Genomic DNA, 15,229 nt, shown 5'->3' with positions numbered 1-15,229 from the left:
CTACACGCGCAGCAGCGCGTAGACCGTGAAGGAGACCCGTGAAGGGTACGAAGAAACTCGTCATCGTCGAGTCGCCGACCAAGGCGAAGACGATTGGTGCGTACCTCGGCAACGACTACGAGGTCATCGCCTCCGTCGGCCACGTGCGCGATCTCGCAGAGCCCTCGGAGCTCCCGGCAGACCTGAAGAAGGGGCCGTTCGGCAAGTTCGCAGTGGACGTCGAGAACGACTTCGCCCCCTACTACGTGGTCAACGACAACAAGAAGAAGACGGTCGCCGAACTCAAGCGCGCGCTGAAGAACGCCGACGAACTCTGGCTCGCAACTGATGAGGACCGCGAGGGCGAGGCCATCGCGTGGCACCTGCTGGAGGTCCTGAAGCCCAAGGTCCCCGTGCGCCGGATGGTCTTCCACGAGATCACGCAGGAGGCGATCGAGCAGGCGAAGCAGAACACGCGTGACCTCGACACCGCGCTCGTCGACGCCCAGGAGACCCGCCGGATCCTCGATCGGCTCTACGGCTACGACATCTCTCCGGTTCTGTGGCGAAAGGTCGCGCCCAAGTTGTCCGCCGGTCGCGTGCAGTCGGCGGCGACCCGCCTGGTCGTGGATCGGGAGCGCGAGCGCCTCGCCTTCCGGTCGGCGGAGTACTGGGACCTCATCGCCTCGTTTGTGCCCGAGGGCGACACGGCGTTCCAGGCCAAACTCGTGCGGCTGGGCGACCAGAGACTCGCCACCGGAGGCGATTTCGGCGACGACGGCGCCTTGAAGGAGAAGTCGGCGAAGGCCGGCGTGATCCTGCTCGGCAAGGATCGCGCCCAGCACCTCGCCGGGCTGCTCGCCAGCAAGATCCCGGGTACGGTGCGCTCGGTCGAGACGAAGCCGCACACCCGGCGACCCGCGGCACCGTTCACCACGTCGACGCTCCAGCAGGAGGCGTCGCGCAAGCTCCGCTACAGCTCGCGCCAGACGATGTCGTACGCGCAGTCGCTGTACGAGAACGGCTACATCACCTATATGCGTACCGATTCGCCGACGCTGTCGCAGCAGGCGATCTCTGCGGCGCGCTCGCAGGCGGCGGAGCTGTACGGGGCGAATACCCTGCCCGACAAGCCGCGCATCTACACCGGCAAGTCGAAGGGCGCGCAGGAGGCGCACGAGGCCATCCGTCCGGCCGGTGACACGTTCCAGCGGCCGAGCGCGCTCAAGGGCAAGCTCGCCGGAGGCGAGTTCCTGCTCTACGAGCTGATCTGGAAGCGCACGGTCGCGAGCCAGATGGCCGACGCCAAGGGGTCGACGGACACCGTCACGGTGGGCGTCGAACTCCAGGAGGACGGCCAGGCCGCCCCGACCGCCGCGGAGTTCACCGCGAGCGGCACCGTCATCACGTTCCCCGGCTTCCTGCTCGCCTACGAGGAGGGACGCGACGAGAAGCGCGGCGACTCCGAGCAGAACGTCACGTTGCCCCAGCTCACCGCGGGGCAGCGTCTCGACGTCGCCGAGCCGGAGGCGAAGGGGCACGAGACCAGCCCGCCGCCGCGCTACACCGAGGCGAGCCTCACGAAGCGGCTGGAGGAGCTCGGCATCGGCCGCCCCTCGACCTACGCCGCCATCATCAGCACCATCATGGATCGCGGCTATGTCACGAAAAAGGGGCAGGCCCTCGTCCCCAGCTGGATCGCCTTCTCGGTCGTCCGCCTGCTCGAGGAGCACTTCAGCGCACTCGTGAACTACGACTTCACTGCCGAGATGGAGAACGACCTGGACCGCATCGCGGCCGGTGAGGCCGATCGCGGAGCCTGGCTCGGATCGTTCTACTTCGGCAGCGACTCGCACCCCGGTCTCCGCGGCGTCGTCGACAACCTGGGTGAGATCGACGCCCGCGCGATCAACACCATCAAGATCGACGACGAGATCTCGCTGCGGAACGGCAAGTACGGCCCGTATCTCGAGGTCTTCGACGAAAAGAGCGAGGTCGACGAGGACGGCGTGTTGAAGCCGCGCAGCGTGAACATCCCCGATGGGATGGCGCCGGACGAGCTCACCCCTGAAAAGGCCCACGAGCTCGCGGACGCCGAGCCGGCCGAGGACCGCGTGGTCGGCCTGCACCCGACGACGGGCAAGCGCATCGTCGCGAAGAACGGCCGCTTCGGACCGTACGTCACCGAGCTGCCGGACGAGGGCGAGGAACTGCCGAAGGGTCAGAAGCCCCGTACGGCGTCACTGTTCAAGAGCATGGACCCGGCGACGATCGAGCTGGACTCCGCCGTCGCGCTCCTGGATCTGCCGCGCGTGGTCGGCGTGGATCCGGAATCGGGCACGGAGATCACCGCGCAGAACGGCCGGTACGGCCCGTATCTCAAGAAGGGCGCGGAGACCCGCACGCTGCCGAGTGAGGACACGATCTTCTCGATCGACCTCCCGGGTGCGCTCGAGGTCCTCGCGCAGCCGAAGTACGGGGCGCGGAAGGCGTCCTCTGCGCTGAAGGAGTTCGACGCGGACCCGGTGAGCGGCAAGCCGGTCAAGGTGCGCGACGGTCGCTTCGGCCCCTACGTCACGGACGGCGAGACGAACGCCACGATCCCGCGCGGCGACAGCGTCGAGGACATCACCTTCGAGCGGGCCACCGAGCTGCTCGCGATCAAGCGCGCGAAGGGACCGGCCAAGAAGAAGGCTCCCGCGCGCAAGGCCGCGACGAAGAAGCCGGCAGCGAAGAAGCCCGCAGCGAAGAAGCCCGCAGCGAAGAGCGCTGCTGCTGCGAAGCCGCGTGCGGAGCGCACGCCGGAGCAGAAAGCCGCCACCGCCGCCAAGCGCGCCGCGACCATCGCCGCGAAGAAGGCGGCCGCCGAAGCCGCCGGCGAGTAGGCGCGCATGGCGGGACTCTTCATCACCCTCGAGGGTGGCGACGGCGCGGGGAAGACCACCCAGTCCGAGATGCTCGCGGGCTGGCTCGAGGAACGCGGCCATGAGGTCGTGCGCACTCGAGAGCCCGGAGGCACGACGCTCGGCGTCGAACTGCGCAAGCTGCTGCTGCACGGCGGCTCGGTCGACCCGCGGGCCGAAGCGCTCCTCTACGCCGCGGACCGCGCGCAGCACGTGGCCACCATCGTGCGGCCGGCGCTCGAGCGCGACGCCGTGGTCGTGCAGGATCGCTACATCGACTCGTCCCTGGCGTATCAGGGTGCGGGGCGAGTGCTCAACGTCGAGGACGTTCGGCGCATCAGCGCGTGGGCGACCGAGGAGTTGCAGCCCGAGCTGACCGTGCTCCTGGACATTGCGCCCGAGGCCGCCGCTGCGCGCCGGGTCGCTCGCGGCGGCACCGCGGATCGTCTCGAGTCCGAGGCGACCGAGTTCCACCAGAGTGTGCGCGACGGATTCCGGGCGCTCGCGAAGGCGGATCCGCACCGGTTCCTGGTCCTCGACGCCACTCTGCCCCCGGAGGAGCTGCACCTGCAGATCGTTGGACGGGTCTCGGCACTGCTGTCGCGCTGACGATCTTTGGCCGACCCCGCACGTGCGGTGCACGCCGTGCGAGCGGCAGAGGTCGCGCGCACCTCATGCAGCGCGCCGCGAACCGCCGCGCGCACCGCACACCGCGGGGGCCGCGCCGGCAGTCCCACTGCCGCACGACCCCCGCAGCCGGGCGCTACTCCGCGATGACCGCGCCGAAGCGCGCGGGGAGTGTCGCCTGTGCGGCCGACCGTAGCTCGGAGAGGGGAAGCGTGAAGCGATCCTGCAGCTCGATGGCGGCCGACTCGCCGCGGCCGTCGGTGACGCCGATCCGCAGCACCGGGAAATCGCGGCCGGAGCACAGCCCGCGGAACTTGACCTCCTCCTCGTGCGGCACGGCCACGAGCACACGGGCCTGAGACTCGGAGAAGAGTGCGGCCGTCGCGTCGACGCCGTCGCGCGAGAGGATCTCCTCGATCCACACGCGCGCACCCACACCGAAGCGGAGCGCACCGTCGGTGAGCGCCTGCGCCAGGCCGCCCTCAGAGAGGTCCACAGCGCCCGACAGCAGCCCGCCCTGCGAGGCGGCGTGCAGCAGCTCGGCGAGCGCGCGCTCCGCGTCGAGGTCGGCGACCGGCGGGCGACCGCCGAGATGATCGTGGACCGTGCCGGCCCAGGCCGAGCCGTCGAGCTCGTCGCGGGTGACGCCGAGCAGGTAGAGGTGCTCGCCCTCGTCCTGCCAACCGCTCGGCACCCGGCGCGCGACGTCATCGATGATGCCGAGCACACCGACCACGGGGGTCGGGTGGATGGGCACGTCGCCCGTCTGGTTGTAGAGCGAGACGTTGCCGCCGGTGACCGGCACCTCGAGCGCGAGGCACGCGTCGGAGAGCCCCTCGACCGAGCGGGAGAACTGCCACATCACCTCGGGGTTCTCCGGGCTGCCGAAGTTGAGGCAGTCCGTGACGGCCGTCGGCACGGCGCCCGAGGTGGCGACGTTGCGGTACGCCTCGGCGAGCGCGAGCTGCGATCCCACGTAGGGGTCGAGCTGGCAGTAGCGGCCATTGGCGTCCGTGGCGATGGCGACGCCGAGCCCGCTCTCCTCGTCGACGCGGATCATGCCGGCACCGTCGGGGAAGGAGAGTGCGGTGTTGCCGAGCACGTATTTGTCGTACTGGTTCGTGATCCACGAAACATCGGCCTGATTCGGGGAGGCCGCGACCGCGACGAGCTGCGCCCGCAGGTCCTCGCCGGCCGCCGAACGGGCGAGTCCAGCTGCCCGCACGGTGTCAGCCTGGAGCGCGTCGATCCACGTCGGGTAGGCGACGGGGCGCTCGTAGACCGGGCCGTCCACGGCGACGGTCGAGGGATCGACGTTCACGATCTCCTCGCCGCGCCAGTTGATGACGAGCCGGTTCGTGTCGGTGACCTCGCCGAGCACACTCGTCTCGACGTCCCACTTCGCGGTCACCGCGAGGAACGCGTCGAGCTTCTCCGGCGCCACGACCGCCATCATGCGCTCCTGGCTCTCCGACATGAGGATCTCCTCGGCGGTGAGCGACGGATCCCGCAGCAGCACACTGTCGAGCTCGATGAACATGCCGCCGTCGCCGTTCGCGGCCAGCTCGGAGGTCGCGCAGGAGATACCGGCCGCGCCGAGATCCTGAATGCCCTCGACGAGATCGCCGTGGAACAGCTCGAGGCAGCACTCGATGAGCACCTTCTCGGCGAACGGATCGCCGACCTGGACCGCGGGCCGCTTCGTCGGGCCGCCCTCGCTGAAGCTGTCGGAGGCGAGGATCGAGGCGCCGCCGATCCCGTCGCCGCCCGTGCGCGCGCCGAAGAGTACGACCTTGTTGCCGAGGCCGGAGGCGTTCGCGGTGTGGAGGTCCTCGTGGCGCAGCACGCCCACGCCGAGGGCGTTCACGAGCGGGTTCGCCTGGTAGACGCCGTCGAAGACGGTCTCGCCGCCGAGGTTCGGCAGGCCGAGGCAGTTCGCGTAGGAGGAGATACCGGAGACGACTCCGTGCACCACGCGCGCGGTGTCGGGATCGTCGATCGCGCCGAAGCGGAGCTGATCCATGACGGCGACGGGGCGCGCACCCATGGAGATGATGTCGCGGATGATGCCGCCGACGCCGGTCGCGGCGCCCTGGAACGGCTCGATGTAGGAGGGGTGATTGTGGCTCTCGACCTTGAAGGTCACCGCCCAGCCCTCGCCGACATCGATCACACCGGCGTTCTCACCCATGCCGACGAGGAGACGCTCCTGCATCTTCTCGGTGACCTTCTTGCCGAACTGGCGCAGGTAGATCTTCGAGGACTTGTAGGAGCAGTGCTCCGACCACATCACGGAGTACATGGCGAGCTCGCCGGAGGTCGGGCGGCGGCCCAGGATCTCGCGGATCTGGAGGTACTCGTCCTCCTTCAGGCCCAGCGCGCCGTACGGCTGCTCCCGCTCGGGCGTCGCCGCCGCATCGGCGACGGTGTCGGGGCGGGGACCGGTGGTGGTTGCGTCGGTGTCAGTCACGCTTGATGTGCTCCGTTGGTGTAGGCCGGGATCAAGTGGCGCGCGCCGGATAGTGCCGGTGGAGGCGAGCCGAAAGGTCGCTCCCAGTCTACGTGGGATTCTGAGGTCCGCGGTGCCGCCGCGGGCTTCGCCGCACGGGGATCGGATCCGGGGCGCTGCGGCGATCCCGCGCGCGTTTCGCGTCACGAGAGTGGCGAATCTCAGGCGAACACGCAAGACTGACAGGTATGAGCGATTCGAACACGCAGACCCCCGGCTCGAACGCGCCCCAGGCGACCTCGGCGGCGCCCGCAGCGCAGACCCCGCCGAGCGCCCCGGTCGCGCAGGCCCCGGCCCAGCACCCGCAGGCGCCGCAGGCGCCGAAGCCCCGGAAGATGTCGACCTTCCTGAAGGTGAGCATCATCCTGCTCGCCGGACTCACGATCGCGTCGATCTCCCTGCTCTTCATCGGCCAGTTCGAGGGCAAGTTCGAGCGGGTCTTCTCGACCTTCGCGCTGTTCGCCGTCTTCGTGCTGTTCACGGCGCTCGACACCCGGCGCGAGCAGAAGTCCGACTGGTACGCACCGGTCGCGCTCATCGCCAACGCCTACATCCTCTCGCTCCTGCTCATCGTGATCTGGATGACGCGGTACGACTCCTTCACCCTGATCTGGGAGATCTTCTGGAAGTCGCTGTTCGTGATCCTCGTCACACGGCTCGTGATTCTGGGCTGCCAGCTGCTCCTCGGCATGGGATCGCGCACGAGCGAGGTCGTCAGCCGGTTCGCCTTCATCACCAGCGTGTTCGCCGTGCTCTCCGGGATCCTCTTCACGGCTCCGGTCGGCATCGAGGCGTTCGACCTGCACATCCCCGATCTGTACTGGAAGATCGCCACGGCGCTGCTGATCCTGACCGCACTCGGTCTCTCGATCACCCTGCTGCTGCGCTGGTCGAGCGGGTCCGAGGCTCGCGACGCGGCCCGGGCCGCAGCGGCGCAGCGGGCGGCCGCGCAGCCGTTCCTGACCGGATCGGCGCAGCCCTTCCCGGGCGCCCAGCAGGTGTCGGCGCAGGGGTACCCGGCGCAGCAGCCCTACCCGGGGCAGCAGCTCCCGGCGCAGCCGTACCCCGGCCAGCAGCAGCCGGTGGCCCAGCAGGGCCAGGGCCAGGCAGAGCCCGCACCGCAGCTCCTGCCGTGGCCGACCTTCGCCGACGGCCGCCCGCTCCCGGCCGGCCCCGATGGTCAGCCCGACTTCTCCGCGCTCCAGCGCTGAGGGGACGGCGCTGCAGGGTTCCGGGGCGCACGCGAGTGGGATCGAGATCCGCCGCGTCCGCCCTGACGAGTACGCCTCCGTGGGGAGGATGGTGCGCGCGGCCTACGAGACGGCGTACCGCCTCGACGGTGGGTACCTCGCGGAGATCGAGGACGTCGCCGGGCGCGATGTCGGTGCCGAGGTGCTGGTGGCGGAGCAGGCGGGGCGCATCCTCGGCTCGGTGACCATTCCGCGCCCCGGCGAACGGCAGCTCTCCGACAGTCGCGAGGACGAGCTGGATGTGCGGCTGCTCGGCGTCGCACCCGAAGCCCGCGGCTTGGGGGTCGGCGCGATCCTCATGTCGCACTGCGCCCGTGTGGCCCGCGAGCGCGGACTGCGCAGCGTCGTCCTGCACACGGGCGAGCAGATGCTGGCCGCGCAACGGCTCTACGAGCGGCTCGGCTTCGTGCGGGTGCCCGAGCGCGAGTTCGTGATCACCGTCAGTGATGGCACCCGACGGATCTTCGCCTACCGGCTCGATCTCGCGGGAGGCCCCGGCGAGGACGCCGATTCCGGCCAGGACGCAGAGGCCGCACCCCGGCCGGCGGAGGTCGCCTAGACCTTCGCGGCGAGCGACCGGACGGCGCTCGTGAAGAACCGGAGTCCGTCAAGGCCTGAGCGCATCGCCTCGGAGGTGTCGGGGCCGAAGCCCGGCTCCACTGCGTGCTCGGGGTGCGGCATGAGGCCGACGACGTTGCCGCGCGCGTTCGAGAGGCCCGCGATCTCGTTAAGCGAGCCGTTCGGGTTGACCCCGGCATAGCGGAAGGCGATGAGGCCCTCGCCCTCGAGGCGGCGGAGGGTCTCGTCGTTCGCGATGTAGCCGCCGTCGCCGTTCTTGAGCGGGATGATGATCTCCTCGCCCACTTCGAAGTCCGAGGTCCACGCGGTGGACGCGTTCTCGACGATGAGGCGCTGGTCGCGGCGGATGAACTGCTGGTGCGCGTTGCGGATCAGCCCGCCGGGGAGCAGGTGCGCCTCGACGAGCACCTGGAACCCGTTGCAGATGCCGAGGACGGGGGTGCCGGCGTTCGCCGCCGCGACGACCTCGGTCATGATGGGCGAGATCGCGGCGATGGCTCCGGGGCGGAGGTAGTCGCCGTAGCTGAAGCCGCCGGGGAGCACGATCGCGTCGACGCCCTGGAGGTCATGGTCGGCGTGCCAGAGGGCGACCGGCTCGGCGTCGGCGAGACGGATCGCGCGCTGCGCGTCGCGGTCGTCGAGGGATCCGGGGAAGGTGACGACCCCGATCCGGGGTGCCACTACGCGGCCTCGCCGTCGACGGTGATCGCGACGACGTCCTCGATGACACCGTTGGACAGGATCTCATCGGCGACCTGGCGCACCTCGGCCAGGATCTCGGGCGTCACCTCGCCGTCGACGGAGAACTCGAAGCGCTTGCCGATCCGGACGTTCTCGAACTTGCCGTGACCCAGGCGGGCCAGCGCGCCGGTGGTCGCCTTGCCTTGCGGATCGAGCAACTCGGCCTTGGGCATGACATCAACAACAATCGTGGGCACCGGGTCTCCAAATTCGTAGAAGCGAGCGTGCTCATTCTATCCCGTGCGCGCGGTCGCTCCGGACGGCGCGGGGGCTCGCGCCTCACGTGCCGGAGATGTCACTCACGCAGGAGGGTTTCCTCGGAAATCACCCTGCAGGAGTGGCATCTCCTGTGGGAGTGACGGTCGCTCGGGGCTCAGTCCGGGGGTCAGCCCTGGGTGAGGCGTGCGTACAGCTCGCGGTACCGCGCATAGGTCTGCGCCACGATCTCGTCGGGCAGCACGGGCGGCTCCCCGGTCTGATCCCAGTTGACGCGCAGCCAGTTGCGCACGATCTGCTTGTCGAACGAGGCGAGCCGCTCCGCGCGGCCGAGCGACGCATCGAAGTAGACGCTCGCGTCCCAGTAGCGGGACGAGTCGCTCGTCAGGACCTCGTCGGCGAGCACCAGCTCTCCGGTTTCGGGATCCCGACCGAACTCGAACTTCGTGTCGGCGAGGATCACGCCGCGTTCGGCGGCGAGATCCCGCGCCTCGGTGAAGATTCGGAGCGATGCGTCCCGCAGCGCCGTCGCGATCTCGAGGCCCACGAGCTCGGCGCTGCGCTCGAAGCTGATGTTCTCGTCGTGCTCGCCGAGCGGCGCCTTGTACGCAGGAGTGTAGATCGGGGTGTCGAGCAGATCGCCGTCCTCGATCCCGGCCGGGAGGTCGATGCCGCAGACCGCACCGGTGCGCTGGTACTCGAGGAATCCGGAGCCGGTGAGGGCGCCGCGCACCACGCACTCGATCGGGTACATTTCGAGCCGGCGTGACAGCATCGCGCGATCCGCGACTTCCGCAGGCATCGGGGGCGCGTCGGCGGGGGAGGCGAGGTGGTTCGGCATGTCGATGCGCGAGAACCACCAGTTCGAGAGCGCGGTGAGCAGCGCACCCTTGCCCGGGATCGGGGGCTCGAGCACGTGGTCGAACGCGCTCACCCGGTTGCTCGCGACTACGAGCAGGGTGGAATCCGGGCCGTGCTCGGGGACGTAGAGATCGCGGACCTTGCCGGAGTACCGGTGCTGCCAGCCGTCGAGTGCGGGGGCGGTGTTGGAGAGGGTCACCCGACCATTCTCCCACCCCGGCGCGGGTGCCGGGCACGAGTCCGTCGAGGCCGTGCAGCGCCGGCCTGCGACGCGGGTCCCGCGACATTCCATCGTCGCTCAGGCTGGTTGTCAGCGGGTGGGATTAAGGTCATCACTGAGGGCCGATTCGCGTATCCGATCACCGCATCAGAGGTGGCCGGAGCGCGGCCGGGTCGTGATGGAGGAGAGCTATGATCCCGCTGGGACCGGTGGTGGCACGGAACCGAGTGCGTGCGCCGCGAGCCGCGGTGTGGGCGACAGTGATCGACCCCGAACTGCGGAAGTCGTGGTGGCCCGAGCTGGAGCTCGAGCCCAGGGTCGGCGGTGCCGTGACCGAGCGCTGGACCGAGACCTCCGGGGAGACCGCGGTGTCTCGCGACGCCTCCGGAGACGTCGACGTCTGGGTGGAGGGGCACGCCATCGGCTTCCGCTGGAGCGAGGCCGGGGACGCGCACTCGACCGCAGTGCTGGTGACGCTCCGCTCGCAGGGCCCCGAAACCGGGATCACCGTCACCGAGACCGGGTTCGACGTGCTGCCGTCGCCCGCGGAGCGCGCCGCGGCGTCGCAGGACGGCTGGCAGGTGCTGCTCGCGGACCTCGTCGCCTCGGTGGAGGCCGCCATCGCGTCGGGATCCCTCGCGGGGGCGACCGAGACCGTGCCGGCCGGTGAGACGGCGGATGCTGTCGACGTCGACGTCGAGGACGATGTTGAGGTCGAGGATGAGCTCGAGTCCGATGCGGAGGTCGAGGCGGAGCTGGTAGCGGAGGCCGAGGCCGAGGCCGAGGGTGAGACCGCGACGGAGACCGGCTCCGACACCGCGTCGGAGACAGCAGCCGAGGCTTCACCTGGGCCCCAGGCTGAGCCGGAGCTCGAGGCTGAGGCAGACACCGCTACTGATGCTGACACCGAAGTCGAAACTGGCACCTCGGCGGACGCAGCGGTCGACGACTCGGAGCTGGAGCGCGAGGCCGGGGAGGAGCCCGCGTCGGCCTCCGAGTCCGCGCAAGAGGACGAGCCCGCGGCGACATCCGAGCCAGTGCAGGAAGTCGAGCCCGAGCCCGCACCCGCCGAGGACTCCGCGGCCGACCCGGACGAGCCCGATTTCGACACGCTGATCCGGGGCTCCCGCCCCAGCTGAGTCGGCGTCCGGGCCGCCTCGCAGCGGGGCGAGCCCGCTAGGACCCGCCGCGCCCGATCCGGAGCACCCAGCGCACGGCGAGTCCGAAGATCAGCGCCCAGAACGCGGCGCTGATCCCGCCGATCGCGATCCCGGACGCCGCCGTGATGAAGCACACGGCCGCGGGCACCAGGTCCGCGGGCTCGGCGAGCGTCGCCTGCAGTGACGTGATGAGCGTCCCGATCAGCGCGAGCCCGGCCACGGCGGCGATGACCCCGACGGGGGCCAGCGACACGAGCACGCCGAACGCGGCGGAGGCGATCCCGAGCGTCACGTAGACGGCGCCGGTGGTGACACTCGCGATCCACCGCCGTGAGCGATCCTCCCCGGCGTCCGGCCCCGCGGCCAGGGCCGCACTGATCGCCGCGAGATTGATCGCGTGGCCGCCGGCGGGTGCCCCGATCATGGTGCCGACGCCGGTCACGAGCATCGAGCGCCGCCAGGGCACCTCATACCCTAGCCCGCGCATCACCGCGACCCCCGGCACGTTCTGGGACGCCATCGTCACCAGGTACAGCGGCAGCGCGATGCTGACCAGCCCGCTGAGCGTGAAGGCGGGGGCCGTGAACTCGAGGCGCGGCGCGAGCGCCTGAGCGTCGATCGGAGCGCCGGAGACCGCGACGTGGATCGCGATGACCACGGCGGCCGCCACGAAGGCGAGCGGCGACGCCCAGCGCGGCAGGAACCGGAGCGCCGCGAGCCAGACGAGCACGACGGGCGCGACCTCGAACGGGTTCGCGGCCAGCCCGGTGATCGGGCCGAGGCACAGTTGGAGCAGGATGCCCGCGAGCATCGCCTGCGCGAGCGGCGTCGGGATCCGCGAGATGAGCGCCCCGAGCTGCGGCACGAGGCCGGTGAGCACGATGAGCGCGCCTGTGATCAGGAACGCCCCGACGGCAGCCGGCCAGCCGCCCTCCGCCGGCCCGGTGGCGACGAGCAGCGCCGCGCCGGGCGTCGACCACGCGATGGAGATCGGGAGGCGCGTCCAGAGCGACAGCAGTACACACGACAGCCCCATGAGCACGCTGACGGCGAGCAGCCCGCTCGAGGCCTGTTCGGGATTCGCGCCGACGGCGGCGAGTCCGGCGAGCACGACGACGAACGGTCCGGTGAAGCCGACCAGCCCCGAGACGACTCCTGCAGAGATGGGTCGGAGAACGCTGGGCGATCCCGCCGCTGGCATGAGGCGCGGTGCTCGGCTAGGCGACGCGCGCCGCGATGTCGCTCCGGCGCTGGGCGCCCTCGAGCTCGATCAGGTCCGCGGCCGTGTAGGCGCGCTCACGCGCCTCGGCGAAGGTCTCACCCCGGGCCACCACACCGAGCACACGCCCGCCGGTCGCGACCCACTCGCCCTCGGGGCCGCGCGCGGTCGCCGCGTGCACGATGTGCACCCCGGGGACCTCACCCGCGGCACGGAGCCCGCTGATCATGCGGCCGGTCGTCACGTCGCCGGGGTAGCCCTCGCTCGCGACCACCACGATCACGGCGGGATCCGCGGAGAACTCGGGCGCCGGCTGCTCGGCGAGCGTGCCGTTCGCGGCTGCGAGGAGGTAGCGGCTGAGCGGCGAGTCGAGGCGCGCGAGCACCACCTGGGTCTCGGGATCGCCGAACCGGGCGTTGAACTCGATGACACGCACGCCGCGCTCCGTCACGATGAGGCCGCAGTAGAGGAGACCGATGAACGGCGTGCCCTCGGCCTCGAGCTGCCGCACGGTGGGGAGTGCGACGGTGCGCGTGATCTCCTCGACGAAGTCCGACGGCACCCAGGGGAGCGGGGAGTACGCGCCCATGCCGCCCGTATTGGGGCCCTCATCGCCGTCGAAGATCCGCTTGTAGTCCTGCGCCGGGCTGAGTGCCACGACGTCGTGCCCGTCCGCGAAGAAGAAGAGGGAGACCTCCTGGCCGTCGAGGAACTCCTCGATGAGCACGTCACCGTGCGGTGCCCAGGTGGCGACGTGGGCAAGCGCGGCATCGCGGTCGGACGTGACGAGCACCCCCTTGCCGGCGGCCAGGCCGTCGGCCTTCACGACGTAGGGCGCGCCGAACTCATCGAGCACGGCGGCCGCTGCGTCGACGGTATCGACGCGCACCGCGCGGCCCGTCGGTACCTCGGCGGCGTCCATGACCCGCTTGGCGAAGGCCTTGGAGCCCTCGAGCTGCGCGGCATCCTGGTTCGGCCCGAACACGGGCACGCCGGCGGCGCGGAGCGGATCCGCCACCCCGGCGACGAGCGGTGCCTCGGGGCCGATGACCACGAGGTCGAAGCCGCGCTCCTGCACGAATGCCGCGACTGCGTCGGGGTCGGTGTAGTCGAGCTCGGGGGTCTCAACGCCGCTCGCCGAGATGCCCGCGTTGCCGGGGGCGCAGACCACGTCGTGGCCGGCCTCCTCGGAGATCAGCGACAGGACGAGAGCGTGTTCGCGGGCGCCCGGGCCCAGCACGAGGATCTTCACCGCTCCAGGATAGTGGGTCGGATCGGGCGTCGCATCGGGCGTCGTTTCGGCGCGGCGTAGGATGTGGCTATGGCACTGCACTGGAAGCTCGTCATCGACTGCCGGGACGCGAACACCCTCGCCGACTTCTGGGCGGCGGCGCTGGGCTACGCGGTGGAGGATCCGAGCGCGCTCATCCAGCGGCTCCTCGCCGACGGCCAGCTCCCTCCGGCCGCCGTCGTCGCGTACGGGGGTGGACAGCGGTTCGGGGGCCTCGCCGCGATCCGGCACCCCGACGATCCGTTCGACGGCTTCACGGGTGTCGGGCAGGGGCGACGGATCCTGTTCCAGGCCGTGCCCGAGGCGAAGACGGTGAAGAACCGGCTCCACCTGGACCTGCACGACGACGGCGGCGACATCGAGGGCCTGGTCGCGCGCCTGGAGCAGATCGGGGCGACCCGGGTGGAGCTCGTCGACCAGGGGCCCGCGGGCCGCTGGTGGGTGATGCGCGACCCCGAGGGCAACGAGTTCTGCGCCGCCGGGTAGCAACTTCGACCGGCAGCCGGGCCGACATCGGGAGCACCGGCGCGCACGATCCACCCCGACCACCCCGATGCCCCGTGGCATCACTCCCGAGCCTGGAGGCACACCGTGGCGAAACGACGCATCCCGATCGAGGACGGCCGAGCAGCGATCCTGGCCGTCGAGGGCGGCAGCAGCGCGCGCCCGGAGCTCGCGACCGCCGTCCGGTACCTGCTCGAGGAACTGGCGGAGCGCGCGCCCGGCAACTCGGTCGAGGTGCGGGTCCCGCCGTTCGGGGCGACGCAGTGCGTTCCGGGGCCCCGGCACACTCGCGGTACCCCGCCGAACGTCATCGAAACCGATCCGGCGACCTGGATCGCGCTGGCGACCGGCGACCTCGCGTGGGAGGAGGCGCTTGCGGCCGCACGCGTGTCGGCGTCGGGGTCACGGGCGAACCTGGACGGCCTGCTGCCCCTGCTCCGCCGACGGGACTGAGCGGCCGGTCGGATACCCAGCCGCAAGCTGAGACAATGGACGTATGAGTACGCCCGATCCCGCAGCCGCACCGGCCGACGAACCCGCCGAGGCCTCCGAACCCGTCGAGGCCCCCAGCGTCGTCGAGGAAGCCGAGCGCGAGGTCACGCTGCAGCGCTCCGTCCGCGTCGGTCGTGTGGTCATCGGCGCCGCCATTGCGGGTGCCCTGATCGCGGCGCTCGTGTCGCTGCTCTTCCCGGTCGAGGAGGGTGCCGAGTACACCCTCGGCCAGGTCACGGGCTTCGCCATGCTCATCGGTGCGGCCATCGGGCTCGGGATCGGCGGACTGCTGGTGCTGGTGCTCAGCGCCGTGGCGAAACGGCAGCGCGGGACCGGCGTCGCCATCCAGTCTGACGTGCGATAATCGCGTCATCCGAAGGAACGGGAGCGGGAATCATGCTGCAGAATCTTGGGGGAGCGCACCTCCTCGTCATCGTCTTTATCGTGCTCTTGATCTTCGGTGCCCCGAAGCTGCCGGGCCTCGCGAAGAGCCTCGGTCAGTCGATGCGCATCCTGCGCAAGGAGGTCCGCTCGGACGCCGGTGACGACGCCGCTCCCGCGCCGGGTCCGGCGGCTGCTCCCGTCGCTGCCGAGGCGGCGACTGCGCCTGCTGCGACCCCGGTCACGACGCAGGCGCCGGCCGCGGCTCCCGTGCCCGGTCAGCCCGACGTGCGATAA

Annotated in this window: 15 protein-coding genes; 9 read left to right on the top strand and 6 right to left on the bottom strand. The window is 70.6% G+C overall.

All coding sequences use genetic code 11. The annotated features are described in order from the left end of the window. Positions 1-38 precede the first annotated feature (38 nt). Together topA and tmk are read left to right on the top strand one after the other, a co-directional pair. The gene (gene topA / locus MUN76_RS06940) at positions 39-2,864 is read left to right on the top strand and encodes a type I DNA topoisomerase (protein ID WP_244688352.1); all 2,826 of its coding nucleotides are present in this window, start codon (positions 39-41) and stop codon (positions 2,862-2,864) included. Positions 2,865-2,870: 6 nt separating this feature from the next. Next, a complete protein-coding gene (tmk, locus tag MUN76_RS06935; RefSeq protein ID WP_244688351.1) occupies positions 2,871-3,491 on the top strand; it encodes a dTMP kinase in 621 nt (206 codons plus the stop codon). 154 nt (positions 3,492-3,645) lie between these two features. On the opposite strand, the gene purL is transcribed toward tmk, so the two are convergent. Continuing rightward, positions 3,646-5,979: a phosphoribosylformylglycinamidine synthase subunit PurL gene (purL, locus tag MUN76_RS06930; protein WP_244688350.1), complete on the bottom strand. Its 2,334-nt coding sequence runs from the start codon at positions 5,977-5,979 to the stop codon at positions 3,646-3,648. 227 nt (positions 5,980-6,206) lie between these two features. On the opposite strand from purL, the gene MUN76_RS06925 reads away from it, so the two are divergent. Together MUN76_RS06925 and MUN76_RS06920 are read left to right on the top strand one after the other, a co-directional pair. Further along, complete coding sequence (locus MUN76_RS06925; RefSeq protein ID WP_244688349.1) at positions 6,207-7,229, top strand: hypothetical protein; 1,023 nt, start codon at positions 6,207-6,209, stop codon at positions 7,227-7,229. Positions 7,230-7,317: 88 nt separating this feature from the next. After that, positions 7,318-7,827 carry a GNAT family N-acetyltransferase gene (locus MUN76_RS06920; protein ID WP_244688348.1) on the top strand — a complete coding sequence of 170 codons (510 nt, stop codon included), beginning with the start codon at positions 7,318-7,320 and terminating at the stop codon, positions 7,825-7,827. Here the strand turns inward: MUN76_RS06920 and purQ are convergent. The 3 genes from purQ to MUN76_RS06905 form a co-directional block, all read right to left on the bottom strand. Continuing rightward, the gene (gene purQ, locus MUN76_RS06915; RefSeq protein WP_244688347.1) at positions 7,824-8,528 is read right to left on the bottom strand and encodes a phosphoribosylformylglycinamidine synthase subunit PurQ; all 705 of its coding nucleotides are present in this window, start codon (positions 8,526-8,528) and stop codon (positions 7,824-7,826) included. The two genes, MUN76_RS06920 and purQ, sit on opposite strands and share 4 nt — an antisense overlap. Beyond that, positions 8,528-8,785, bottom strand: a complete 258-nt coding sequence (gene purS, locus MUN76_RS06910; protein WP_244688346.1) for a phosphoribosylformylglycinamidine synthase subunit PurS — start codon at positions 8,783-8,785, stop codon at positions 8,528-8,530. The genes purQ and purS overlap by 1 nt, the downstream gene beginning before the upstream one ends. Positions 8,786-8,973: 188 nt before the next feature. Next, the gene (locus MUN76_RS06905) at positions 8,974-9,864 is read right to left on the bottom strand and encodes a phosphoribosylaminoimidazolesuccinocarboxamide synthase (RefSeq protein ID WP_244688345.1); all 891 of its coding nucleotides are present in this window, start codon (positions 9,862-9,864) and stop codon (positions 8,974-8,976) included. A gap of 233 nt (positions 9,865-10,097) precedes the next feature. Here MUN76_RS06905 and MUN76_RS06900 point away from each other — a divergent pair, with 233 nt between their 5' ends. Next, positions 10,098-11,024: an SRPBCC family protein gene (locus MUN76_RS06900; RefSeq protein WP_244688343.1), complete on the top strand. Its 927-nt coding sequence runs from the start codon at positions 10,098-10,100 to the stop codon at positions 11,022-11,024. A gap of 37 nt (positions 11,025-11,061) precedes the next feature. On the opposite strand, the gene MUN76_RS06895 is transcribed toward MUN76_RS06900, so the two are convergent. After that, the gene (locus MUN76_RS06895; protein WP_244688341.1) at positions 11,062-12,246 is read right to left on the bottom strand and encodes a benzoate/H(+) symporter BenE family transporter; all 1,185 of its coding nucleotides are present in this window, start codon (positions 12,244-12,246) and stop codon (positions 11,062-11,064) included. A 16-nt stretch (positions 12,247-12,262) separates the two neighbouring features. Beyond that, the gene (gene purD / locus MUN76_RS06890; RefSeq protein ID WP_244688339.1) at positions 12,263-13,516 is read right to left on the bottom strand and encodes a phosphoribosylamine--glycine ligase; all 1,254 of its coding nucleotides are present in this window, start codon (positions 13,514-13,516) and stop codon (positions 12,263-12,265) included. A gap of 69 nt (positions 13,517-13,585) precedes the next feature. On the opposite strand from purD, the gene MUN76_RS06885 reads away from it, so the two are divergent. The 4 genes from MUN76_RS06885 to MUN76_RS06870 all read left to right on the top strand — a co-directional run bounded on the left by MUN76_RS06885 (position 13,586) and on the right by MUN76_RS06870 (position 15,229). Beyond that, positions 13,586-14,041 (top strand): VOC family protein, encoded by a 456-nt coding sequence (locus MUN76_RS06885; RefSeq protein WP_244688337.1) that lies wholly within the window; start codon positions 13,586-13,588, stop codon positions 14,039-14,041. A 105-nt stretch (positions 14,042-14,146) separates the two neighbouring features. After that, positions 14,147-14,512, top strand: a complete 366-nt coding sequence (locus MUN76_RS06880; RefSeq protein WP_244688335.1) for a sterol carrier family protein — start codon at positions 14,147-14,149, stop codon at positions 14,510-14,512. Between the two features lie 43 nt (positions 14,513-14,555). Next, the gene (locus MUN76_RS06875; RefSeq protein WP_244688333.1) at positions 14,556-14,915 is read left to right on the top strand and encodes a hypothetical protein; all 360 of its coding nucleotides are present in this window, start codon (positions 14,556-14,558) and stop codon (positions 14,913-14,915) included. A gap of 32 nt (positions 14,916-14,947) precedes the next feature. Next, a complete protein-coding gene (locus MUN76_RS06870) occupies positions 14,948-15,229 on the top strand; it encodes a Sec-independent protein translocase subunit TatA/TatB (protein WP_244688331.1) in 282 nt (93 codons plus the stop codon).

This window comes from Leucobacter rhizosphaerae (assembly GCF_022919175.1).
GTDB classification, from domain to species: domain Bacteria; phylum Actinomycetota; class Actinomycetes; order Actinomycetales; family Microbacteriaceae; genus Leucobacter; species Leucobacter rhizosphaerae.
This window is presented reverse-complemented; position numbering and strand designations above follow the sequence as displayed.